We start from the raw sequence: 22412 nt of genomic DNA, 5'->3' as shown, positions 1-22412 counted from the left end.
CTTAGTCCTCTGTGAGCTGCGAAAGAATGCCGAGACCGCCTTCGAGGGCCCGGGCCTGCTGTTGCAGGAATTGAAAGCGCTCCGGGCCGGCGCCTCTGGCCAGTTCCCGGCGACACTCCGCCAGCGCCGCCTGCAGACGCTGCCGGAGCGCTGCGGCATGCGTGCCGTCAGCGACCGACAGTCGCGTTTCCAAGGCTGTCATCATGGAGCACCTCCCCTTTGAGATTGATGATGAAACGCTGCTTGCCGCGGGCCACCAGGATCGACTCCGGCTCGATGGCGAGGATTCGCACACCGCGGGATGTCGAGGCGCCCACCGGGTATTTCTGGCCGTCGCCGAGCACTACATAGGGCACCCGCCCCAGCGACACCGAGCGCACCGTGAACTCCAGTTCGTCGCCGCTGGCGCGCTTGCCGCGACTGAGCAGCTCCAGGCTCGGGCGGTTGCCGAACTCCTGCTGGAACTCGCGCTGCAGGCGGTAGAAGGCGCTGAGCTGGACCTCGTCGAGCGTACCGCTCAACTCGATGCGCTCGCCGCGCTCGCGGAAACTCAGTTGCCGGTCGAGGCCGGCGTCCGCCAGCAGGCGCTCGAGGCGGCGCAGGTGCGAGCCGGCCACCCGGACCTGGTTTTCCACCCCGAGCAGGCCCGGCACCTCGGACTCCAGCAATGCGTCGATCCGCGCCCAGCGTTCGTCCTGTTCCGCCAGTTCGCCGTTGAGCCGGACCCAGCCAGGCTTGTCCGCGTTGCTGCTGAGGATCTGCCGATAGCCGAATTTCTGCAGGATGAAATCCACGCCCTGGCGAATGTCTTCCATGCTCCGTGCTTCCAGTCGGTAGTCCACGCCGCTGCCATCGAGGTAGCGCTGCAGCGCCAGGCGCCGAGCGTTGTCCTCCAGGTAGCCGCCGAGCAGGAGACTGTCGCCCTGGCGCTGCACATCCACCTCGCTCATGCCCTGCTCGCGCAGGTAGGCGCGCACCCTCGCCAGGGGCTCCTCGCCGGCCATGCCGTGCTGGCGGGCCGACCAGGGTTCGACGAGCATGCCCAGCAGACACAGCGCCAGCGCCAGGCTGACGCCGAGCAGCCAGGCCCCGCCGGCACGGGCGGACGACTTGCGGCGCACTGGCGCGGTCTGCACCTCGGCTTCGGGGAAACGCTCGGGAAAACGCCGCTGCGGGTCGCAGAATGCCCAGCGCAGCGGGCCGCAGGTCTGCCCGGCAAGCGCCTGCAGGATCGCTCCGGCGACTTGCGCCTGGCCGTCCTGGCGAGGCTCGCAGCCCTCCGCCCACTCCAGCAGGCGCACGCCCTGGGCATCGACCTCGAGCACCAGGTGGACTGCCGCGATGCCCTCGTCGAGCAACACCAGGTCGGCCTGCAACGGATCGCTGCCAAGCGCCACCCGGCCCTCTCCGAGCGAGACTTCGGCGCCCTGGTTCAGCCCGCTGTAGAAGCGGATCTTCCAGGCCATGCTAATTCCCGCGCTCCGCGCCGACGCACCAGGCGCCGTCCTTGGGACAGGCGCCGTCGGTCACCCGCCAGCCCTCCTGCGCACCCATCCGGCAGGGCGTGAGGAACGAACCCTGCCCGGCCTGGCGCAAGCGCTCCTGTTCGGCCCTGGCCGGCGCCAGCGCCTGGCAGCGGGCGCTACCGAGCAGCTTGCGCAACGACAGGCTCTGGTTCGACAACTCGTCGATTTCAAGCAGGCCGCCGCGCAGGTCGCGACGGTTGTTCAGCGCCAGGTAATGGCCGACGCCATCGTCGATCAGCCGAGGCTCGATGAGGAACAGCCGCACCGAGCGGCGCACGGTGTCCGCGGTAGTGCGGAACAGCGCGCCGAGATAGGGAATGTCGCCGAGCCAGGGTACCTTGCGCTGGCTCTGGCTCAGTTCGTCGCGGTAGATGCCGCCGATCAGCAGGCTCTGGCCATGGCCCACGCGGGCGATGGTATCGATCACCGTGCGGTTGATCGTGGGGATCTTGTCCAGGCCGGCGCTGTTGGGTTTCTGGCTGCCGTCCTCGATGTGCAGGCTGAGGCTGATCTCCGGCGTATCGCCGAGAGTCACCACTCGCGGCGTCATTTTCAGCATGGTGCCGTAGGTGATCGCCTTCAGCTCGGCCACCCGCTCGCCCGTGACCCGCACATAGTAGGTTTCGCTCTGGTCGAGCACCGCCTGGGTATTCTCCTGGGTCAGCAGGGTCGGCCGAGATCCGATCTGCGCCTGCCCCTGGCTCTGCAACAGGGTGACCTTGGCCAGCAGGAAATCCAGCCCGCGACTGTCCACCAGGCTGCCGACCGCCCCGTTACCGGCGCCGCCGCCCTCCTCGCTATCCTGGCCGGTGGTGCGGATCTGGATCGACTTGTTGTTGCCCAGGCGAATCCCGGCGCTCCAGTCGACGCCCAGCTGGGCGAGGTTCTCGGCATTGATGTCGATGATCGACAAGCCGACCTCGATCCGCGCCGAGGGCCGGTCGAGGGCTTCGATCAGGCGGCGATACATGGGCAACCGGTCCTTGTGGTCGCGCACCACCACCGCGTTCAGCGACGGTTCCGCCTGGACCACCGCATGGCTCGATTGCGGTCCCGGGCGCAGCTTGCCCGGCTCGTCGCCCACCGCAACCACGTTGGCATCGCTGAGCACCCGCGAGAGGATGCTGGCGATGCCCGGCGCCTCGATCTCGTCGTCGCGGTACTCGATCTTGCGGTCCTCGGCGACCGCATAGCGCAGCGGGAAGATCTCCACGCTGAGGTCGCCGGTCTTTTCGCTGCGCAGGGTGTATTGCTGCTCCAGCACCTGGGCGGTCTGCTCGACCAGTTCGAGATAGCGCCCCGGACCGGACACGTGCACCAGCCGCCCGGAAGGGTCGGCACGCCAGCCGAAGCGCGGTTCCCAGATGCCGGCGGCGGTCAGCGCGCGCTTCAGCTCGGCCTCGCCGACCTGCTCCAGCCTCACCAGCCGCGACTGCATCTCGGTGGTCTTGAATACGTACAGCACGGTGCCGTCGTAGTACCAGCCGAGGTTGTAGAGGGAGGCCATCAACTGCAGGAAGGCCTGCGGGCTTTCCAGGTCGAAGCGGCCGCTGACCTGGTCGTTGACCTTGTCGCTGACGATCACCGAGGCATCGTAGTTGGCGCCGAAGTTGGCCAGCACGTCGCGCAGGCTTTCGCCCTGCGCCACATAGTCGTAAGGCAGGCTGGGCCAGTCCAGCGGCTGCGCGCGCAAGACCGCGCCAGGCAGCAGCGCCAGCAGTCCGCCGATCAGCAGGCGGCGCATCAGGGACGCCACACCGGAACCTGCGGCGGCAACCCGCGGGGCAGCGGCTCCAGCTCCGGCGCCAGCGCCTCGAGCAGCCCCACCTGGGCGGCCAGGGCCCGTTCGAGTCGCTCGGGATCGAGGCCGTCGAGGCCCAGCCGCGCCTGCAACAGCAGGCGCCCGTCCGCATCCAGGACGATGGCCTGGGGATAGCGCCGGCTCCAACTGGCGACCCGCGACAACAGCGCCCGCAGCAACCCCTGCTGGTCGCGCTGCGGGTCCAGGGGGGCGTGCTCCAGCGGGCTTTCCAGCAGCAGGTCGTCGCCCTGGCGCAGCAACAGGACGCTCTGTCCGTCGATGCGCAGGTGGTACGAACCCGTCCGATCGGCAACAAAGGGCCCTTGGCCCAGGCGAGTGGCCAATCCGCTCAACAGATGATCCATGATTCCTCGGTAGGGCCGGCTTTCGCCGGCCGCTCAGCTCTGCCAGTAGAAGTGATCCTGTGCCTGGCACAGGTTGCGTTCGTGCAGCCAGGCCTGGACGGCGTCCGCCGCGCCGACGTCGTCGTCCAGCCGGCAGAGAGGTTGCCAGAGGCATTCGAGGACCTCGGGGATCGGCTCGAAGCCGGCCAGCCCGCCGCTGGCGAGCAGCGTCGCCATGCCCCGCTGCCAGTTCGGCCAGGCGCTCTTCGCCAGTGCCGAAGCCGTCTCCAGCTTGCCGGCCAGTTCGGCCACCTGTTCCTGGGTGCGCGCCTGGCACTTGGCGACCCTGGCCAGTTCCTCGCGGGCCTGCTCCGGCTCCAGCTCGGCCACGCGGGACCAGAATTCGGACTTGATTCGCAGTTGCCGGGACTGGGTTTCCAGCTCCACCAGCGACAGGCGCCAGCCGGGGATCGCCTGGTCGAGCAGGCTTTCCCACCAGCCATAGACCGGCAGCAGGACCCAATCGATCATCGACTGCGGCACGGCGAGGTTGACCCGGTCGCCCAGTTCGGCGCACCAGCCGTCGTCGTCCTGCGCCGCGCAGAGGAGAATCTGCCGCACCTCTTCGCGCCCCAGTGCCAGGCCGCGCGCCAGGCGCTGCTGCAACCATTCGCAGCGGAACAGTTGCTCCAGCCGCAGGCGCGGCAGCATCCGCTGCAGCAACGCCAGTTGCCGCGCACTGATGATTCCGGACTCACGATACAAACTGCTCGATGCGTAACCCGGCACCCGACCCCGCGAGCGGGCGTCCGAGCCCACCACGGATACCCGCCTGCCGGCGAACACCGCTTCTCGGGAGTACTGCTTATCGTCTTCCTGCTCCATTCTCTGCCTTGGCTTCCTCACTACATTGCGCGCTCGTCAGAGCCTGCAATTTGGGCCGATTCTACTCATGCAGCCGCTACCGGGCTTTCAAAAAACGTCAGTTATTTTTAGCCCGGCATTCGTCCTTCCCCTGCCGCGAGCGGCTCGGTGTGCAGCCGAAACGGCGGCGATAGCTCTGGGTGAAATAGGACTGACTGGAAAAGCCCGCCTCCATGGCGATGTCGACGATGCTCATGTCGCTGTTGAGCAGCAACTGATGGGCATAGAGGATTCTCCGCTCGCTGATCCAGGCGCGCGGCGAAACCCCGTAGACACTGCCGAACAGCTCCTTGAAGGTGGTCAGCCCCATGCCGAACTCGCGGGAGAAGTCGGACAGCTTCCACTCGTTGAGGTAGTGCTTCTCCATGAATAGCTGCAGACGCTCGACATGCCGGTTGCTCAGTTGCCGCAGGACCGACATCAGCAGCGGCCCCTGCGGACTGAACGCGAAGAGCATCAGCAACTCCTCGATCTTCAGGCAGGCGAGCATCGGCGGATGCTCATGCACAAGCAATTCCTTCAACCCCTTGACGCAACCGGCCAGCAGAGGCGTGGCAGCGAACGCGATGATGCCCGGCACGGGCTCGTCGCAACGCTCGACTTCACTCAACAGCGCGCCGAAGCGCTGGACGAAGCCTTGTAGAAACTGGGCAGATAATGGAATCCAGAGTATTCGGCTGTCCTTTCCCTTGGTACTTACGACATAGCTTCCGCGGCGGACGAAAAGCAACTCGCCAGGCGCCAGGCAAAAAGTGGAATCGATGTCCTGGACGGTCAGTTCGCCCTCGAGCAGAACATATACGCCCTCTTCCTTGTTTACCCTGTATTCGAAAGTTGGAATGTTCCAATGACAAGACGTTATCTGCTTTCGGCCAAGAGATTTGGCTCCTTGCATATTATAAGAACCCCAACACTTCCCGTCGTACCTTGAATGCCCCGCCTAGCGGAGAGGCATGAATACGCTCCGTTTTATTGATTTTCAAAGCCATGAGCACGGAGTCGATTTTATAATAATCAGGATTATCCGACGTGCGCTGATTCGCAGAGCGAGTCGGCTTCCGCCAATTAATCCAGCCTTCTTTAGAAGCGGAACAAAAGTACCAGTTTTATTATTCGAGGCCTTCCCTGACAACGAACGAGACTTGCACTTCTTTAATCTCCATACGCACTTTCCGAAACAGCAGGCAATGTATCAATCGTTGCCAGATCTTTCTTCCGGGCGAGCGGCCGTACAATTCGGAAAACAGTCGCGCCGAACCAGCCGGACCCGCTCATCGACGCCCGCCGCCACCCGCTGCCAGGCGCTCGCCTGGACCGCCGCGACGCCCACCCAGGAAAGCTCGGTGCGTAGGTACAATGCCTCGCCCTCCAACCTGTCGACCTCCAGATCGAACGCATAGCGCAACGGCAACCCGGACACCCGGTAGCGCCGCTCGGCAATCGTTTGCATCCCTCCCTGAACGACGGCATACAGGCGCAGCCTGAGTTGCGCCTGGCGCGCCTGCAGGGAAACGCCGCCCACCGAACCGCCCACCGTCACCTTCGGCGACATCGGCGCGGGCTGGCTGACGCAACCGCCGAGCAGCAACGCCAGCGGCAACAGCATCCAGCACCTCACCTGCGCCGGACCGTGCGCGCCTCCAGCGGCGTGCCGTCGCCGTCGGCGAGGCGCTGCAAGGCCTGCTCGCTGCGCGGATCGCCAGCCACGTTGCGCGCCAGCCAGCGCGCCAGCCCGGCCACGCTGGAACGGTCGTCGCCGCGAACGGCCGCGCGGGTCACCGAACGCCCCTCGAAATGCCCCACCGTCTCGGCTCCTGCGTCTTGGGACGGCTGCACCGGCGAAATCGATTCGATTTTCATGGGGCCACTCAAACCCTCATGCCGACCGCAGCGACCGCCTCGCGATCGCTGTCGCACGGCAGCAGGCGTTGCCAGAACTCGGCGTGGTCGAGCAGGTTGGCCAGGGTCGCCTCGAAGCATTCGAGGGTCAGTTGCGCTGCGAGAATCTGCGCATACAACTGGACCTTGCCGGTCAGCTCGTCGAAGCCGAAATGCAGATCGAAACGGTGCCAATGGCGGTTGAAGCTGGCGAGCTGGCGAAAGATCCCCTCGCCCAGCACATCGATGCCCGCCACATCGGCCTCCAGCAACAGACGCTCGCGCTCGGCGAGCAGCAACAGGGTGACGCCCACCTGTTCGTCGAACAGCAGGCTCGCCATGCCCTCTTCGTCGAGGGACAGGGAAGGCAAACCGATACGGCCTGCGAACTCGGCAAGCAGTCGGTTGACCTTGCTCGTTAAATCCATGGGGGCGCCTCCTAAAGCTCAGCGCATGCTAGCACCGGGCTATGCATCGCTTTTGTCACTGAGAGACTTTTCTTTTAAGAAAAAAGCCACATCGCTGTGGCCTTTTCCTCCCGCGCGGAGACGGCTCAGACCACTCCGGCCGCCGCACGCCAGGCCTGGTTATGGCTCTGGGTGTACTGCTGGATGAGCTGCAGGACGTCCTTCATGAAGCCGGCATCGAAGCTCATCTGGTCCTCGACCTTCTGCTTCTGGCTCTGCCCGATGGTGGCGTTGACCTCCTCTTCCCGGGCGCTCGCCTGCGACTCGCCCTGGCGCACCTGGACCGAGGCGTTGGCCATCTGGACGAAGGACTGGATCACCGTGTTGGCCACCTGCAGGGCGCCGTTGCGGCTCTCGAAGGCACGGCCCGCCGCGCGCAACGCCACACTGTCCTGCGCCTGGTCCGCCGCCCAGACCTTGCCGACGATCTTGCGATCCTCATCGGAGGTCTTGCCCAGCGCCTGCATCTTCGCGTCGATCAGTTCGTTGCGCCCATCGATGTTCTTCTGCAGGGTCTTCTCCTGGCTGATGGCCTTGCCGTTCTTCAACGCGCCGAGACTGCCGACCACTGCCGAGGCCAACGCGCCGACGCCGGCGATCACCGCCATGGCGATCATCAGCGTGGCGCCGCTGCGCATCTCGTCCACCTGCGCCTTCTGCGCATGGATGATCGCCTGGTTCTCGTTGTCGCGCTGGAGCACGCCCAGCTCGCGCGCCTTCTGCGCGATGCGGAAGAGAATCAGCAGAAGCTCGACGCTGCTGTCCAACTCGCTGCCGGCCGCTTCCATGCGCACCGGGTCGAGCGCCTGGCGCGGAGCGTTCAGCTCGACCCGGTCGGCCCGCGTGGCCGGCGCCTGCGCCAGTTCCGCAGCCGCTTGCGGCGTGCCGACGGAACGCCCGGCAGCGCCGGGAGCGATCGGCTCGGAGGGGATCGCGGCCTGGGTAGCCGCCAGGGAATATTGCGTATCGATCATGTGACGCCTCCTCAGATCGCTGCCGGTCGGCTGGACAGGTTGTGCAGGGTTTCACCCTTGGCCTGGAGCATGGCGAAGATCCGCTCCATGATTTCCTGGAATGCTTCCAGCATGCGGCTCAGCTCTTCCTTCAGGCGCTCGATCACGCCCTGCAGGGTGGTCAGGTCGGCACGCGATTCCTGCACGTCGGCCTGGCGGTTCGCGGCCTTCGCCTGGAATCCCGAATGAGTGGCCTGGGCCGCGCCGTTGGCGACGTCCAGGGTCAGGTCGGAAACCTGCACGCCGAGTTTCAGCGAGTGCGACAGCGATTGGCCGGCCAAACTGCCGAACTTGCCGCCCAGGTCGGCGACCTTGCTCGCCAGGCTGGCGGTCATCTCGGCCGCCTTGCCGCCGATCTTCGCGCCCAGCTTGGCCAGCCCGCCGACCGCTGAGCCGCCGAAGCTGACCACCGCCGCCAGCAGCGCGACGGCGATCTCGATACCCATCAGTGCCGGGCCGAGCTTTTCCATCACTTCCTTGCTGATCAATCCGTCCGCGGCTGCCTGCTGTACCGACTGGGAGACCACTCCCATGACACCGCCCGCGATCATCAGTGCACCCGCGGCCGCGCCGACGCCGGTTGCCACCATGATTGCGCCGACGATGATCGAAGCTATTGCACTGATCCAACCAAAGATTTTGGCTGCCAGACCGGACTTCTGGGCTTCTTTCGCGGCTTCTTCCGATTCCCTGATCTTCTGCTGGTTGTCTTCCATCTTCTGCAGGTTCTGCTTTCGCGCCTGCTCGATTTCGGTCAGCTTGAGTTTCTTCTGCTGGTTCTCGACTTCGCCGGTGATTTTCGCCAGCTCGATCTCGAACGCCTGCGGCGACATCAGGCCGGCGGACAACAGCGTCGAAGCGCCGGCCAGCACAACCTGCCGCGCCAGTCCGGCATCCTCGCCCACTGCTTGCACCAGGCTGGCGATCTCCGCACGATTGGCGACCTCCAGGCGCTGCTGGCTGGCTGCGGACGGCGGCGTCAGCGCCACCCCCGTGCCGCTCGCGGAAGCCGCGGCCGGCGCCGCCAGGCGCTCCACCCGCAGACTCTCGACATCCCTCGCGACCGGCCTGCCGAGCGCCGGGATATCCCCGGCGTCGGCCACCCCGTAGGGCAGTCCGGCGCGTTCAAGCGTTATCGGATTCATATGTTCGATCCTTTCTCGCGGTTACGGCTTCCAACATGGCGCCGGCACGCGCGGCCAGGGCCTCGTGCGCCGGCTGTGCCGCGGCCAGGGCCCGGGCCGAGTAGAAGCCACTCTCGGCTCCGTCGAGATCACCCAGTTGCAGGTGGCACTCGGCGGCATGGAAGGGAAAGCGCGGCTCGTTGATGTCCATCAGCGCGCCGTAGCTGTAGCTCTGCAGGGCCTGTTCATAGAGACCGAGGGACTGGCGGCAGGCGCCCAGGCCGAGAAAGTAGCGGGCGTCGTAGTGGTCCAGCATGCACAGTGCCTGGAAGATCTTCTGCGCGTCGTCCCACTTGCCCGCCTGGTACTGGTTGAAGCCCAGCGCATAGAGCTGCTCCAGGGTGTCCTCGCTGAGTCCGCGAAGCATCGCCAGGGTGCCGCCGTCGCGCAGGAAGGCCTCCAGCGCCTGTTGCTGGTCGGTGTCGGAAGGGGTCGCTTGCTGGTTCATGGATACCTCTAGATCGCGCTGAGAATGTCGCGCAGGACGCTGTCGTATTTCTGGATGAAGCGGTTGAGCGCCTCGACCGCCGAGTTGTAGCGGGAGCTGGTGTCGTTGAGCAGGGTGGTCTTCTCGTTGACCTTGTCGTTCAGCGGACGCGAGCGGTCGCTCACCGTGGTGGCGAAATTGCCGACCGGGTTGTTGTCCTTCTCGAAGGGGTACTCATCCTTGAGGCCCTTGAGTTCCCCGCTCTGCTTCGGCGAGCCGCTGAGAAAATCCTTGATCGACAGCTTGCCGCTGAAGGTATCCAGATTGCTCAGCAACGCATACTCGGGGCTGTCCTTCCACCTGGGATCGCCGACGGCATAGCCATAGAGCGTGGGGTCGACCAGATCGATACCGCCAGCGTCGATCCTGATGCCCTGCTTGGCCGACAGCGCGGCGTTGATCTGCGACTGGATCACGCTGTAGACCTTCAACTCCGCGGTCAGCGCCTTGAGCTCGTCGAGCAGCGCCTTGCGCTTGCCGTCCTGGGTCTGCAGGACATCCTTGTAGACACCGATGACATCCTCGTCGAGACGGCCGTGCAGGCTGAAATAGGCCGACACCAGGAACTCGCGCAAATCCCACTGCGCACCGGGCTGCCGACGTGCCTGCAGGACTTCGCGGAGTACCTCGAGGCCCTGCCCCGGAGGCGCGGACGGATTGGCCGCGAGCAACCAGGCGAGCGCCTTGAGCACTTGCGCCTCGCTCAGCGGCTGGCCGGCGTGGGCCAGCACGATCCGCTCGCTGCGCAACAAGGCCAGCAGTTCCTCCTGCTCGGCACTGGCAGGCGCCGCCGGCGCGGCCAGGAGTTCGTCCAGGAACAGCTCGCGACCGGCATTAAAGTTTCTGACTTCCATCGTGATTCCTCAGATCAACAAGCCACGCATCGGCGTCGGACGCCGCGGCCGGGTACCCTGCTCGCCCTGCGTCGGCTGGGAACTGCGCATGCGCCGCAGTTCGGCCAGCAGCTCCTCTTCGGCGGCTCGCGCCAGCTCTCGCTCCGGCGCCAGGAACAGCAGCTCGCCGGCGTCCGCGGCAAGCCCCAGGCCTTGCCACATTTCCGCCAGCAGGCGGCCGCGTTCCTCGCTGTCGCGAATCGCCAGTTCGGCGGCCTGGACGGTCGCCCGCAGGGTGTCTTCGGTGTATTCGTTCATGTCGCCCATGGTAGGGATCGACGTCGCCGGAGCCTGTCAGGCACGGTCGGGTTTTTGTCGTTTTCGCAGGCTTCGCTGCGTCACCACCCGCCCGGCCTCCAGCTCGAACCAGCCGTCGGCGGGCTCGGCGGCGCCGGTCCAGCGGCGATAGAAGCGCGCCATGCGCTCGCCAGGCAGCGGGCTGCCGGCCAGCGCCAGGACCTTGCCGTAGAGACGCTGGCGCGGCCCCAGCGTATCGAGCGTGGCCTCCGCCAGCAGGTACAGCGCGGCGAATGGATTGGCCAATCCGCTGCGCGCCTGCCGCCGACGCAACATCACGATCCAGACCCGCTCGCCGTCGCAGCGCCAGGCCAGTTCGCAGCCATGGGCCAGGACCTGCCAACCGAGCGCGATCGAGGTGTCGCGCAGGCAATGCGGACGCACCGCCAGGCCGCGGGCGAGAAACCAGGGAATCAGCGGATCGGCGCTCACAACACGATCCTGCCAAGCGGCTGGATGTTGATCTGCTGGGTCAGCTCCTGGTAGGACAGCACCGGCAGCCCGGCATAGTCGCTCTCCACCAGCTTGCGCACGTAGCGGCGGATATCCATGGAAACGATCAGCACCGGCCGGTTCTGCATCTGCGCGAGATCGCCGACGGTCTGCCGCACGCGCTCGAGGAAGGCCTGGGTTATCGCCGGGTCGAGGGCCAGGTAGCTGCCGGCGCTGGTCTGGCGGATGCCACCGCGGATCTGCTCCTCCACCGCCTGGTCCAGCAGATAGGCGGGAAGGATGTTGTTGCCGCTGGAGTACTTGTAGCAGATGTAGCGCTTGAGGCTGCTGCGGATGTACTCGGTGAGCTGCACCACGTCCTTCTCCTTCTGCCCCCACTCCACCATCGCCTCGAGGATCGCCCGCATGTTGCGGATCGAGATGTCCTCGCCGACCAGGCGCTGGAGAATCTCGGTCATCCGCTGCAGGGGAACGATCCGCTGCGCCTCCTTCACCAGCTCGCCGTAACCCTGCTCCATCTGCTCCAGCAGGTAGCGCGTCTCCTGGATGCCGATGAAATCCTCGGCGTACTCCCGCAGCACATGGGACAGGTGCCAGGTGAGCACCTGCTCCAGGCCCAGGCAGGCACAGCCGGAACGCTCCAGGCGATCCTGATGCGCCTGCTCCACCCAGCTCGCTTCCTCTCCCGGCACCTGCAGCTCCGCCGGCTCGTGGGGGACCGCGAGCAGTTCCAGCTGCGCGGCGCGTTCGCGCACCAGCAACCAGCCCGGCCGCAGGCATCCGCGCGCGACCGGGACCTCCTGTAGCTGCACCAGGTATTCGCCATCGCCCATCGCTTCGTTGAAGCGCAAGTGGATACCCGGGAACGGCACGCCGAAATCCAGGTACAGCGCGCGTCGTACCCGCACCAGTTCCTCGTTCAGCGACATCGCCTCCAGACGTTCCTGGAGGCTGGCATCGACGTCGATCAGCAACGGCACGGTGAGGGCGAATTCTTCCTGCTCGGCGAGACGCCCGGCCTTCGGCTTGCCGCCGCCAGCCTTGCCACGCGCCTTGGCCGATGGCGCTCCGGCGCCCTGCGCGAGCAACGCCGGCAGGTCGCGGGAACCGGCGCTGGCCTGGAGCCGCTGGCGCCAGAGCATGAAGTAGCCGCCGCCGCCGACCAGCAGCGCGAGAGCCAGGAAGGTCAGGGTCGGGAAACCGGGAATCAGGCCGAACAGTACCAGCAACAGGCCGCCGATCAGCAGCGCCTTGGGCTGCGCCACCACCTGTTCGCCGATGTCGCTGCCGAGGTCCGCCGATTCGTCGGAAGACACCCGGGTGACGATGATCCCGGCGGTGATGGCGATCAGCAACGCCGGCACCTGCGAGACCATGCCATCGCCGACGGTCAGCACCGCGTACAGTTGCAGCGCGTCGGCGGTGCTCAGGCCCTTCTGCGTGACGCCGATGGCGATGCCGCCGAGGATGTTGACGACGATGATGATCAGCCCGGCGATGGCGTCGCCCTTGACGAATTTCATCGCGCCGTCCATGGAGCCGAACATCTGGCTTTCCTTTTCGATCACCGCGCGCCGCGCCCGCGCCTCGTTGACATCGATCACGCCGGCACGCATGTCGCCGTCGATGCTCATCTGCTTGCCCGGCATGGCATCCAGGGAAAAGCGCGCGCTGACCTCGGCGACCCGCTCGGCACCCTTGGTGATCACCAGGAACTGCACGATGGTGATGATCAGGAAGATGATGATGCCCACCACCAGGTTGCCGCCGACCACAAAGCTGCCGAAGGTGTTGACGATCTGCCCCGCGTCGGCCTGCAGCAGGATCATCCGCGTGGTGCTCACCGACAGCGCCAGGCGGAACAGCGTGGTGATCAGCAGCACCGCCGGGAACACCGAGAACTGCAACGGCGAGCCGATGTACACCGACATCATCAGCAGGACCACGGAGATGGTGATGTTGACGGCGATGAGGATGTCCAGCAGCAGCGGTGGCAACGGCAGCACCATCATGAACACCACCGCCAGCAGCAACACCACCAGCAGGATGTCCTTGCGCTCGCCGACCCGGCCGAGAAGCCCGCTCAGGTCGTTCATTCCCGCGCCTCCAGCTCCAGCGCCCGGGCGTGCGCGGCACGCGCCGCGTCGAGACGTCCGGCGAGCTGTTCGGCACGGCTCAGGCAACGCCACAGACCGGGCTCCTCCTCGCCATCCTCCTGCAACTGCCGGCACAGGCGCACGGCGGGCTCGCCGAGGCCTTGCTGGAGCAACGCCAGGAGCAAGGCGCGGCGCCCGTCGCGGCGCTCCGGCGCAACGCTCAGCAAGGCCTCCAGCAACACCTGGGCGCGTCGCGGCTGGCCGCATTGCAGGTGCAGCCAGCCCAGCATCAGCAACAGGCGCTGTTGCGTCGGTTTCAACGTCATCGATTCATACCTTGTGCAACAGGTTCAGGGCCATTTGCAGCAGTCGCTCGTCTTCGTCGCGCTCGCCGAGCAGGCAGGCCGCAGCCTGCAGGGCTGGCTGGCGGGGCAGCGTGAGGGCCAGGCGGAGATCGCGCAGCGCCTGGCGGAAGTCGCCGGGGCGCAGCAGGCCGTGGAACTCCAGCTGGGGCCGGGCGTAGTCGAACAGGCGCTGTTGCGCCTGCTGCGCGGGATACAGGCTGGCGACGTGGGTCTCCACCGGCCGGCCGTCGGGCGCCAGCAGATGGCGCTCCGGCAGGGGCGGCGCGAACGGCTCGGCATGCGCCAGGTCGAGTCGTTCGATGCCGATGTGCCAGGCACCGACCCGGCTCATGCGGCGAGCACTTCGCTGCGCGCCGAGCGCAGCGCCTGCAAGGCCTGGTGCAGCGTCGGGATGCCGACCTGCCGGGCTTCCAGGGTGATGCACAGCAGCAGGCGCGATTCGCCGCTCCAGGCGCAACGCAGCGGCAGGCTCCCGGCCGCGCGCGCATGGCACAGGCGCAACGCCCGCAGCGTTCCGCGATAGGCCTGGTGCCAGGCCAGGTCACAGGCCAGCCAGAGCGACAACTGTTCGCCATGGCGTTCCAGCTGCAAGGTGCCGCTGTCCTCGAAATCCAGTTGCACCACGCGCGCCAGCGGCGCCGGTACGCTCACCCGCAGGTCCTGGCAGAACTGCGCGACGGCCAGCTCAACCCAGTCCATGCTGCTGCTCCTCTTCGCGCTCGATCGCCAGGTCGAGTGCCATCTGGCAGGCATTCAAAAGATTCTGGCGCTGCTCGTCGTCGCCGAACACTTCGACCGGCAACAGGCGGTAGAGACGCTTCAGTTCGCGGAAGAAATGGATCTGCCGGGCGACGTCGGCCAGCGGCAACGGCTCGAGCAACGCCTGCACCTCGGCGACGCCGACCCAGCGCTTCTCGAGCAAGGCGATGACTGCGCCGGTCAATTCAGAAGGCCCGTATGCCATGGCCCCGCTCCCCTGTCACCAGCACCTGCCAGAGCGCCCCCACCTGCTCCGCCAGGCCGCCGAGCACGCGCAGCTTGTGCATGTCGCTCATGACCCGCTCCAGCTTCACCGGATCGAGCCGGCTCGACTGACTGTCCAGGTCGGCGCTCAGGGCTTTCTGCAGGAAGGCCACGACCCGCTCCAGCGGCGTCGCGGCGAAGCGCGCCTGGATGTCCTGCCAGGCCGCCGACAGGCCCCGGTAGTCGAGTACCGCGTCACGGTAGGTATCGCGCAGCGCCTGGATATCGCCGACACCGGCGGCGGAAGCCTCGGCGGCCAGCGGCTCGATGCGCAGGCCGAGTTCGATCTCCAGGCCCTGCTCGTCGGCCATCCGCAGCAACGCCTGGTCGACCAGCGCCAGCATCGCCCGCGCCTCCGGCCGCCCGGCCAGGACGTCGCGCGCCCGCGACAGCGCCAGGAAGCGCTGGCTGATCTCGCTGGAGAAGCCCTCCAGGTAAGCACTGAGCTGCGCCAGGCTGCTCAGTTGGCCGCTGCCCAGGTGGGCGATCAGCGCCTCGAGCTTCTGCTGGCTTTCCAGGTCCGGAATGCGCTTCCAGTACTCCTGCAGCATGGCCTGGACTTCGCTCAGGCGCGCATGGGCGTCGCTCAGGCGGCGCTTGGCCAGGGATTTCTCGGCGCGCTCGGAAAAGGCGAAGGTCAGCTCTTCCGCGGCATCGGCCAGCGACTGCGAAACGGAAACGTAGTGGACGCGCTCGCCCTGAAAGCTGCCGCCAGCCTGCTGCGCGGGGGCGTTGGCCGCTTCCCGCGGCGCGAGGGGCGCGGCGGAGGAACTCTGGAGGATGTCCATCGTGGCTGTGGTTCCTGGTCTGCAAAGGCGGCGCAGTATAGGAACCGGCCCGGCGGCGCCGATGCCAATATCAGCCGGTTTTTTTTAGCCGCGGCGGCAACCGATTTCTAAAAACTCCCGGCTGGCACTGAAATTCGTCGCGCGAGGCTTTCTCTATAGTGCGCGCCGACTCCAGCCGAACCGATCCGCCATGCCCGCGCCTCTCTCTCCTCTCATCGTCCGGATGCGCCACGCCATCGAAGGCTGCCGGCCGATCCAGATCCGCGGGCGGGTCACCCAGGTCACCGGAACCCTGCTCAAGGCCGTGGTGCCCGGCGTGCGCATCGGCGAACTCTGCCAGTTGCGCAATCCCGACCAGAGCCTGGCGCTGCTCGCCGAGGTCATCGGCTTCCAGCAGCACCAGGCGCTGCTCACCCCGCTCGGCGAGATGCTCGGGGTTTCCTCCAACACCGAAGTCAGCCCTACCGGCGGCATGCATCGCGTGGCGGTTGGCGAGCACCTGCTCGGGCAGGTGCTCGACGGCCTCGGCCGCCCCTTCGACGGCAGCCCGCCGGCCGAGCCGGCGGCCTGGTATCCGGTCTACCGGGATGCCCCGCAACCGATGAGCCGGCGCCTGATAGAGCGGCCGCTATCGCTGGGTGTGCGCGCCATCGACGGCCTGCTGACCTGCGGCGAAGGCCAGCGCATGGGCATCTTCGCTGCCGCCGGCGGCGGCAAGAGCACCCTGCTGGCCAGCCTGGTGCGCAATGCCGAGGTGGATGTGACGGTACTCGCCCTGGTCGGCGAACGCGGTCGCGAAGTCCGCGAGTTCATCGAAAGCGACCTCGGCGAACAGGGGCTGCGCCGCTCGGTGCTGGTGGTCGCCACTTCCGACCGACCGGCGATGGAGCGCGCCAAAGCCGGTTTCGTCGCCACCAGCATCGCCGAGTATTTCCGCGACCAGGGACGCCGCGTCCTGCTGCTGATGGACTCGCTGACCCGCTTCGCCAGGGCCCAGCGCGAAATCGGCCTGGCGGCCGGTGAACCGCCCACACGCCGCGGCTATCCGCCATCGGTGTTCGCCGCGCTGCCACGCCTGATGGAGCGTGCCGGGCAATCCGAGCGGGGCTCGATCACCGCGCTCTACACCGTGCTGGTGGAAGGCGACGACATGAGCGAGCCGGTGGCCGACGAGACCCGCTCGATTCTCGACGGGCACATCGTGCTGTCGCGCAAGCTGGCCGCCGCCAACCACTATCCGGCCATCGACGTGCTGCACTCGGTGAGCCGGGTCATGAACCAGATCGTCGACGACGATCAGCGCCATGCGGCCGGACGCTTGCGCGAATGGCTGGCGAAGTACGAGGAAGTCGAGTTGCTGCTGAAGATCGGCGAATACCAGAAAGGCCAGGACAGCGAAGCCGACCAGGCCATCGAGAAGATCGGGGCGATCCGCCAGTGGCTGCGCCAGGGTACCCACGAAACCAGCGATTACGCACAGGCCTGCGCGCAGTTGCGGAGCCTCTGCGCATGAGCCTGGCGCTGCTGTTGCGCGTCCGACGCCTGCGCCTGGACCGGGCCGAGCGCGCCCAGGGCCGCCAATTGCTACGGGTTCGCGCCGCGGCGCAGGAACACACCGAGCGCCAGGCGGCGCAACGGGACTACCGCGACTGGCGACTGGCCGAAGAGCAACGGCTGTTTCTCGCCTGCCAGGCGGCCATGCTCGACCGCCGACGCCTGGAAGCCTGGCAGCAGCAGGTAGGGCTGCTGCGGGAAAAGGAAGCCGGCCTGGAACAGGACTGCGCCGAGACCGCGCAGCGCCTCGAAGGGGAGCGCGAGCGCCTGCGGCAGTGCCGGCGAGAACTGCTGGAACGCCAGCGGCAACTGGAGAAGTTCGCCGAACTGGAGCGCCACGTCGACGCCGAGCGCCAGGGGCTGCGCGAACGCAGCGAGGAAGGCGAACTGGAAGAATTCACCCGCCACGAGACCTGGCCATGCTCAAGCTGAACGCCGTGGATACGGCTCCGCTCGTGTCGTCCGACACCCCTGCCCCCCTTCCGCCGCTGCGCGCGCAGCAGATCGCCTTCGAACAGGCCCTGCCCGCGCACCGACCGCCGGCGCCCAGGCCACCGTTCGACAAGGGCGACGAAACGACAGAGGCCGAAGAGCCCGCCGCGACAGCCGACGCGCCGACCTCGACGCCTCTCGCCGACCAGCCCGCGGCGCCTGCCGCCGACCGGCCGCCGACCACTCGGCAAGCCCCCGTGCCAGTTGCCGCGGACGCAACGCCAACGCCAACGCCAACGCCAACGCCAACGCCAACGCCAACGCCAACGCCAACGCCAACGCCAACAGTGTCGCCGTCCGGATCGGTAGCACGGCAAGCGCCGGCGGTCTCCGCGCGCGTCGCGGCGTCCACGCAAGCCCGGGAGCCGGCCAGCGTTTCGGCGCCTCCGGTCGACGAACCGCCGCTGGTGCCGGTGTCCTCCCACCCGCAAATCGCAGGTCGGACGCATGAGCGGCCGCAGCCCGGCCCCGGCTTCCCGGCGAAAGCCGCAGCCGAGGTCGCGCCCACGGCGCAGGCCAGTGCCCAGGCTTCGCCGCCCGCGCCGACAGCGGGCGGCGAAGGCCGCGGAGAGGAGCGTCGGCAACCCGGAGAAACCGATCCATCCGCACTGCCCCCCGACGACCAAGCGCCTGTGCCACTGCCTGCCATGCAAACCCCCGGCGACCGCCTGCTGGCACGCATGCTGGCATCGAGCGGGAGCCGGCCACTGCCGCTGGCCGATCTCGCGCGCCTGCTCGATGCCGTGCAGGGGCGCATCCAGGTCGCCAGCGCAGCCGAAAGCCATGCGGCGCGCCTGCAGGTGCAACTGCCCCAGCTCGGCGCCGTGGAGGTGCAGGTCCTGCATGGCCATGGCCAGTTGCAGATCGAGATCAGTGCCAGCCCCGGCAGCCTGGCGTTGCTCCAGCAAGCCCGTGGCGAGTTGCTCGAACGCCTGCAACGGCTGCATCCGGAACAACCGGTGCAACTCACCTTCAATCAGCAGCAGGACAGCGGTCAGCGCTCGCGGCAACGTCGCTACCTGCATGAAGAGTGGCAAGCCGAATGAACGGTGCGGACCTCGACCTGCCGCTCGCCAGCCGCGCCGAACTGGATCTCCAGCGACGTCTCGCACGTTGCCGTCGCCACTATGTCGGCAACGCTTTGCAAGCGCGCCTGGACATCGCCCAGGCCGCCCCCGACGTCGATCTCGAACTGAGCCTGGCGTGGGACGGCCTGCCCCTGCGCTTTCTCTGCCAGGCCCCGGCGCTGGCCCGCTGGCTCGCGCCGAACCTGCAGGAGGCAGCCTTCGCCAGCCTGCCGGCGGCCCTGCAACTGGCCTTGCTGGAGCGCGAAGGCAACGTCTTTCCCGGCCTGGTCTGGTACGGCCTGAGCCCGGCGCAACCACGCGCTGCGATGGGCCTGCGCCTGAGCCTGGAACGCGACGACCAGCGCCTGGCGCTCTGGCTCGACGGCGATCCCGCGACGCTGCTGGCACGCCTGCCGCCGCGCCCCTCGGCGCAACGCCTGGCCATACCGCTGCGCCTGTCGCTGCAATGGCCCGGCCTGCCGCTGGAGGCCGGCGAGCTACGCACCCTGGAGCCCGGCGACCTGTTGCTGCTGCCTGCCGGCCATCGCCCCGACGCAGCGCTGCTGGGGGTTCTCGAAGGACGCCCCTGGGCGCGCTGCCAACTCCACTCCACGCAACTGGAACTGCTCGACATGCACGACATCCCCTCCCTCGCCGACAGCGAGGACCTGCACGAACTCGACCAACTGCCGATCCCGGTCAGCTTCGAGGTCGGCCGCCGCACCCTGGACCTGCATACCCTCTCCACCCTGCAGCCAGGCTCGCTGCTCGATCTCGACTGTGCCCTGGACGGCGAAGTGCGCATCCTCGCCAACCAGCGCTGCCTCGGTATCGGCGAACTGGTCAGGCTCCAGGACCGGCTCGGGGTGCGCGTAACCCGCCTGTTCGGACACGACGAAGCATGATCCAGTTGCCCGACGAGCTCGGCCTGATCCTCGGCCTGGCCCTGCTCGCGCTGGTCCCGTTCATCGCGGTGATGGCGACCTCCTTCATCAAGATGACCGTGGTCTTCTCGCTGCTGCGCAACGCTCTGGGCGTCCAGCAGATTCCGCCGAACATGGCGATGTACGGGCTGGCGATCATCCTCAGCCTGTACGTGATGGCACCGGTCGGCTTCGCCACCCGCGACTACCTGCGCAACCACGACGTCAGCCTGAGCGACTCGGCATCGGTGGAACGCTTTCTCGACGAGGGCATGGCGCCCTACCGGAACTTCCTCAAGCGGCAGATCCAGGAGCGCGAACACACCTTCTTCATGGAAAGCACCCGCCAGGTCTGGCCCAGCGAATACGCCGAGCGGCTCGACCCGGACAGCCTGCTGATCCTGCTGCCGGCCTTCACCGTCAGCGAACTGACCCGTGCGTTCGAGATCGGCTTCCTGATCTACCTGCCCTTCATCGCCATCGACCTGATCATCTCCAACATCCTCCTGGCGATGGGCATGATGATGGTGTCGCCGATGACCATTTCCCTGCCGTTCAAGCTGCTCCTGTTCGTCCTCCTCGACGGCTGGGCGCGGCTGACCCACGGCCTGGTCATCAGCTACGGAGGCTGACCATGAGCAGCGCCGACATCCTCCACTTCACCAACCAGACCCTGTGGCTGGTGCTGGTCCTGTCGCTGCCGCCGGTACTGGTCGCGGCCCTGATCGGCACCCTGGTATCGCTGGTCCAGGCACTCACCCAGATCCAGGAGCAGACCCTCGGCTTCGTCGCCAAGCTGGTGGCCGTGGTGGTGGTACTGTTCGCCACCAGCGGCTGGCTGGGCGGCGAGCTGTACCGTTTCGCCGAAATGACCCTGCTGAAGGTGCCGCTGGTGCGATGAGCGTCCAGGACCTGCAGCAACTGCTGCTGACCTACAGCCTGCTGCTGCCGCGGATCATCAGTTGCTTCGTGGTCCTGCCGGTGCTGGCCAAGCAGACCCTGGGCGGCGGCCTGGTGCGCAACGGCGTGGCCTGCTCGCTGGCGCTGTTCGCCTACCCGATCGTCGCCGGCAGCCTGCCGCCGGCCCTCGGCGCGCTGGACATCGCCCTGCTGATCGGCAAGGAAGTGCTGCTCGGCCTGCTCATCGGCTTCGTCGCCACCATTCCCTTCTGGGCCATGGAAGCGACCGGCTTCATCATCGACAACCAGCGTGGCGCGGCACTCGCCTCGACCCTCAACCCCAGCCTGGGCAGCCAGACCAGCCCCACCGGGCTGTTGCTGACGCAGACGCTGATCACCCTGTTCTTCTCCGGCGGCGCCTTCCTCGCGCTGGTCGGCTCGCTGTTCAGGAGCTATGCCAGTTGGCCGGTGAGCAGTTTCTTCCCGCAGTTCGGCAGCCAATGGGTGGCATTCTTCTACGCGCAGTTCTCGCAGATGCTGATGCTCTGCGCGCTGTTCGCCGCGCCGCTGCTGATCGCCATGTTCCTCGCCGAGTTCGGCCTGGCGCTGGTCAGCCGCTTCGCCCCGTCGCTGAACGTGTTCATCCTCGCCATGCCGATCAAGAGCCTGGTCGCCAGCCTGCTGCTGGTGCTCTACCTGGGCATCCTCATGGAGCACGCCTACGATGCCCTGCTGCTCGCCGTCGACCCGCTGCGCCTGCTGCGTCCCGTGCTGGAGACGCCATGAGCGCCGAGAAGACCGAGCAGCCCACGGCGAAGAAGCTGCGCGACGCCCGCCGGCAGGGCCAGGTGGTGAAGAGCAAGGAAATTGTCTCCAGCGCGTTGATCCTGTCGCTGGTGGCGCTGCTGATGGGCTTTTCCGACTACTACCTGGAGCATCTCGGCAAGCTGCTCCTGCTGCCCGCCGAGTACATCGACCTGCCGTTTCGCCAGGCGCTGGAGACCATCCTGGAGAACCTTCTCCAGGAACTCCTCTACCTGCTGGCGCCGGTCCTGCTGGTCGCGGCGCTGGTGGTGGTGCTCAGCCATGTCGGCCAGTACGGCTTCCTGCTCAGCCTCGACAGCGTCAAGCCGGACCTGAAGAAGATCAACCCGGTGGAGGGCGCGAAGAAGATCTTCTCGATCCGGAGCCTGGTGGAGTTCCTCAAGTCGACCCTGAAGGTCGCCCTGCTCTCCCTGCTGGTCTGGCTGACCTTGCAGGGCAACCTGGCCAGCCTCCTGCGGATTCCCGCCTGCGGGCTGGACTGCGTGGCACCGGTGAGCGGGCTGATGCTCAGGCAACTGATGCTGGTCTGCGCGGTCGGCTTCCTGGCGATTGCCGTCGCCGACTACGCCTTCGAACGCCACCAGCACTACAAGCAGTTGCGCATGAGCAAGGACGAAGTGAGGCGCGAGTACAAGGAGATGGAGGGCAGCCCGGAGATCAAGAGCAAGCGCCGGCAATTCCATCAGGAACTGCAATCGAGCAACCTGCGCGCGGATGTCCGGCGTTCCTCGGTGATCGTCGCCAACCCGACCCACGTCGCCATCGGCATACGCTATCGACGCGGCGAAACACCCCTGCCGCTGATCACCCTGAAGCACACCGACGCCCTGGCCCTGCGGGTCCGGCGCATCGCCGAGGAAGAAGGAATCCCGGTGCTGCAACGAGTTCCGCTGGCACGGGCGCTGCTGCGCGACGGCAATGTCGACCAGTACATACCGGCGGACCTGATCCAGGCCACCGCCGAAGTCCTGCGCTGGCTGGAAAGCCAGCAGACGGATACACCCTGAACGCTATCGGGCAGGGTGGCCGCCTCGGCACCGGCAACGCAAGACGCTGCGACCTGGCGCCGAAAAAAAGGGGCCCGAAGGCCCCTTTCTCATGCTTGCTACGGG

At 66.9% G+C, this 22412-nt stretch carries 29 protein-coding genes; 8 read left to right on the top strand and 21 right to left on the bottom strand.

Annotated elements, in window-relative coordinates; all coding sequences use genetic code 11:
- Position 1: 1 nt before the first annotated feature.
- The 21 genes from pscE to popN form a co-directional block, all read right to left on the bottom strand.
- A complete protein-coding gene (gene pscE / locus LT948_RS10900; RefSeq protein ID WP_003100751.1) occupies positions 2-205 on the bottom strand; it encodes a YscE family type III secretion system co-chaperone PscE in 204 nt (67 codons plus the stop codon).
- Positions 168-1466 carry a SctD family type III secretion system inner membrane ring subunit PscD gene (gene pscD / locus LT948_RS10895; RefSeq protein ID WP_073657172.1) on the bottom strand — a complete coding sequence of 433 codons (1299 nt, stop codon included), beginning with the start codon at positions 1464-1466 and terminating at the stop codon, positions 168-170. The genes pscE and pscD overlap by 38 nt, the downstream gene beginning before the upstream one ends.
- 1 nt (position 1467) lies before the next feature.
- Entirely contained in the window at positions 1468-3270 is a 1803-nt protein-coding gene (pscC, locus tag LT948_RS10890) for a SctC family type III secretion system outer membrane ring subunit PscC (protein ID WP_003109511.1), read from the bottom strand.
- A complete protein-coding gene (pscB, locus tag LT948_RS10885) occupies positions 3270-3692 on the bottom strand; it encodes a YscB family type III secretion system chaperone PscB (protein WP_003109510.1) in 423 nt (140 codons plus the stop codon). The genes pscC and pscB overlap by 1 nt, the downstream gene beginning before the upstream one ends.
- A 33-nt stretch (positions 3693-3725) precedes the next feature.
- Positions 3726-4556 (bottom strand): T3SS regulon anti-activator ExsD, encoded by an 831-nt coding sequence (gene exsD, locus LT948_RS10880; RefSeq protein WP_003109509.1) that lies wholly within the window; start codon positions 4554-4556, stop codon positions 3726-3728.
- A gap of 97 nt (positions 4557-4653) precedes the next feature.
- Positions 4654-5490 (bottom strand): T3SS regulon transcriptional activator ExsA, encoded by an 837-nt coding sequence (exsA, locus tag LT948_RS10875; protein WP_003120334.1) that lies wholly within the window; start codon positions 5488-5490, stop codon positions 4654-4656.
- Between the two features lie 297 nt (positions 5491-5787).
- A complete protein-coding gene (gene exsB / locus LT948_RS10870; protein WP_003109507.1) occupies positions 5788-6201 on the bottom strand; it encodes a YscW family type III secretion system pilotin ExsB in 414 nt (137 codons plus the stop codon).
- 8 nt (positions 6202-6209) lie between these two features.
- On the bottom strand, positions 6210-6455 hold the full coding sequence (gene exsE / locus LT948_RS10865; RefSeq protein ID WP_003117722.1) for a T3SS regulon translocated regulator ExsE: 246 nt from the start codon (positions 6453-6455) through the stop codon (positions 6210-6212).
- An 8-nt stretch (positions 6456-6463) separates the two neighbouring features.
- Entirely contained in the window at positions 6464-6901 is a 438-nt protein-coding gene (exsC, locus tag LT948_RS10860; protein WP_003100769.1) for a type III secretion system regulatory chaperone ExsC, read from the bottom strand.
- A gap of 125 nt (positions 6902-7026) precedes the next feature.
- Positions 7027-7914: a type III secretion system translocon subunit PopD gene (gene popD, locus LT948_RS10855; RefSeq protein ID WP_023095814.1), complete on the bottom strand. Its 888-nt coding sequence runs from the start codon at positions 7912-7914 to the stop codon at positions 7027-7029.
- Positions 7915-7925: 11 nt separating this feature from the next.
- On the bottom strand, positions 7926-9098 hold the full coding sequence (gene popB, locus LT948_RS10850) for a type III secretion system translocon subunit PopB (protein WP_003087710.1): 1173 nt from the start codon (positions 9096-9098) through the stop codon (positions 7926-7928).
- Positions 9079-9585, bottom strand: coding sequence for a SycD/LcrH family type III secretion system chaperone PcrH (gene pcrH, locus LT948_RS10845; protein WP_003087708.1), 507 nt, complete (start codon positions 9583-9585; stop codon positions 9079-9081). Before pcrH ends, popB begins: the two co-directional genes overlap by 20 nt.
- Positions 9586-9593: 8 nt before the next feature.
- Entirely contained in the window at positions 9594-10478 is an 885-nt protein-coding gene (gene pcrV / locus LT948_RS10840; RefSeq protein WP_003132869.1) for a type III secretion system needle tip protein PcrV, read from the bottom strand.
- A 9-nt stretch (positions 10479-10487) separates the two neighbouring features.
- Positions 10488-10784: an LcrG family type III secretion system chaperone PcrG gene (gene pcrG / locus LT948_RS10835; protein WP_003109501.1), complete on the bottom strand. Its 297-nt coding sequence runs from the start codon at positions 10782-10784 to the stop codon at positions 10488-10490.
- Between the two features lie 27 nt (positions 10785-10811).
- On the bottom strand, positions 10812-11246 hold the full coding sequence (pcrR, locus tag LT948_RS10830) for an LcrR family type III secretion system chaperone PcrR (protein ID WP_003100791.1): 435 nt from the start codon (positions 11244-11246) through the stop codon (positions 10812-10814).
- On the bottom strand, positions 11243-13363 hold the full coding sequence (gene pcrD, locus LT948_RS10825) for a SctV family type III secretion system export apparatus subunit PcrD (RefSeq protein ID WP_003087696.1): 2121 nt from the start codon (positions 13361-13363) through the stop codon (positions 11243-11245). The genes pcrR and pcrD overlap by 4 nt, the downstream gene beginning before the upstream one ends.
- Positions 13360-13689 (bottom strand): type III secretion system chaperone PscY, encoded by a 330-nt coding sequence (gene pscY / locus LT948_RS10820; RefSeq protein ID WP_003113547.1) that lies wholly within the window; start codon positions 13687-13689, stop codon positions 13360-13362. Before pscY ends, pcrD begins: the two co-directional genes overlap by 4 nt.
- A gap of 4 nt (positions 13690-13693) precedes the next feature.
- Complete coding sequence (pscX, locus tag LT948_RS10815; RefSeq protein ID WP_003100794.1) at positions 13694-14059, bottom strand: type III secretion system protein PscX; 366 nt, start codon at positions 14057-14059, stop codon at positions 13694-13696.
- On the bottom strand, positions 14056-14427 hold the full coding sequence (sycN, locus tag LT948_RS10810) for a type III secretion chaperone SycN (RefSeq protein WP_003087694.1): 372 nt from the start codon (positions 14425-14427) through the stop codon (positions 14056-14058). Before sycN ends, pscX begins: the two co-directional genes overlap by 4 nt.
- Entirely contained in the window at positions 14414-14692 is a 279-nt protein-coding gene (pcr1, locus tag LT948_RS10805; protein WP_003087693.1) for an Acr1 family type III secretion system gatekeeper subunit Pcr1, read from the bottom strand. The genes sycN and pcr1 overlap by 14 nt, the downstream gene beginning before the upstream one ends.
- Positions 14673-15539, bottom strand: coding sequence for a SctW family type III secretion system gatekeeper subunit PopN (popN, locus tag LT948_RS10800; protein ID WP_003087692.1), 867 nt, complete (start codon positions 15537-15539; stop codon positions 14673-14675). The genes pcr1 and popN overlap by 20 nt, the downstream gene beginning before the upstream one ends.
- A gap of 190 nt (positions 15540-15729) precedes the next feature.
- Here popN and pscN point away from each other — a divergent pair, with 190 nt between their 5' ends.
- Genes pscN through pscU form a run of 8 tightly spaced genes read left to right on the top strand, consistent with a single transcriptional unit; the run spans position 15730 to position 22307 of the window.
- On the top strand, positions 15730-17052 hold the full coding sequence (gene pscN / locus LT948_RS10795; RefSeq protein WP_003100796.1) for a SctN family type III secretion system ATPase PscN: 1323 nt from the start codon (positions 15730-15732) through the stop codon (positions 17050-17052).
- Positions 17049-17525 (top strand): type III secretion system central stalk protein PscO, encoded by a 477-nt coding sequence (pscO, locus tag LT948_RS10790; protein WP_003109497.1) that lies wholly within the window; start codon positions 17049-17051, stop codon positions 17523-17525. Before pscN ends, pscO begins: the two co-directional genes overlap by 4 nt.
- Positions 17513-18631, top strand: coding sequence for a type III secretion system needle length determinant PscP (pscP, locus tag LT948_RS10785; RefSeq protein WP_079760559.1), 1119 nt, complete (start codon positions 17513-17515; stop codon positions 18629-18631). Before pscO ends, pscP begins: the two co-directional genes overlap by 13 nt.
- Positions 18628-19557, top strand: a complete 930-nt coding sequence (pscQ, locus tag LT948_RS10780; RefSeq protein ID WP_003087676.1) for a SctQ family type III secretion system cytoplasmic ring protein PscQ — start codon at positions 18628-18630, stop codon at positions 19555-19557. Before pscP ends, pscQ begins: the two co-directional genes overlap by 4 nt.
- Positions 19554-20207: a SctR family type III secretion system export apparatus subunit PscR gene (gene pscR, locus LT948_RS10775; protein WP_003087674.1), complete on the top strand. Its 654-nt coding sequence runs from the start codon at positions 19554-19556 to the stop codon at positions 20205-20207. The genes pscQ and pscR overlap by 4 nt, the downstream gene beginning before the upstream one ends.
- A 2-nt stretch (positions 20208-20209) precedes the next feature.
- Positions 20210-20476, top strand: a complete 267-nt coding sequence (gene pscS, locus LT948_RS10770; RefSeq protein WP_003087672.1) for a SctS family type III secretion system export apparatus subunit PscS — start codon at positions 20210-20212, stop codon at positions 20474-20476.
- Positions 20473-21261, top strand: coding sequence for a SctT family type III secretion system export apparatus subunit PscT (gene pscT / locus LT948_RS10765; RefSeq protein ID WP_003132884.1), 789 nt, complete (start codon positions 20473-20475; stop codon positions 21259-21261). Before pscS ends, pscT begins: the two co-directional genes overlap by 4 nt.
- Positions 21258-22307: a SctU family type III secretion system export apparatus subunit PscU gene (gene pscU / locus LT948_RS10760; RefSeq protein ID WP_059298191.1), complete on the top strand. Its 1050-nt coding sequence runs from the start codon at positions 21258-21260 to the stop codon at positions 22305-22307. Before pscT ends, pscU begins: the two co-directional genes overlap by 4 nt.
- Positions 22308-22412: the final 105 nt, after the last annotated feature.

The sequence above is a fragment of the Pseudomonas sp. CP-1 genome (assembly GCF_021213715.1).
GTDB lineage: Bacteria > Pseudomonadota > Gammaproteobacteria > Pseudomonadales > Pseudomonadaceae > Pseudomonas > Pseudomonas aeruginosa.
Note: the sequence above shows the minus strand (reverse complement) of the source record. Positions and strands in the feature narration are given on the sequence as shown.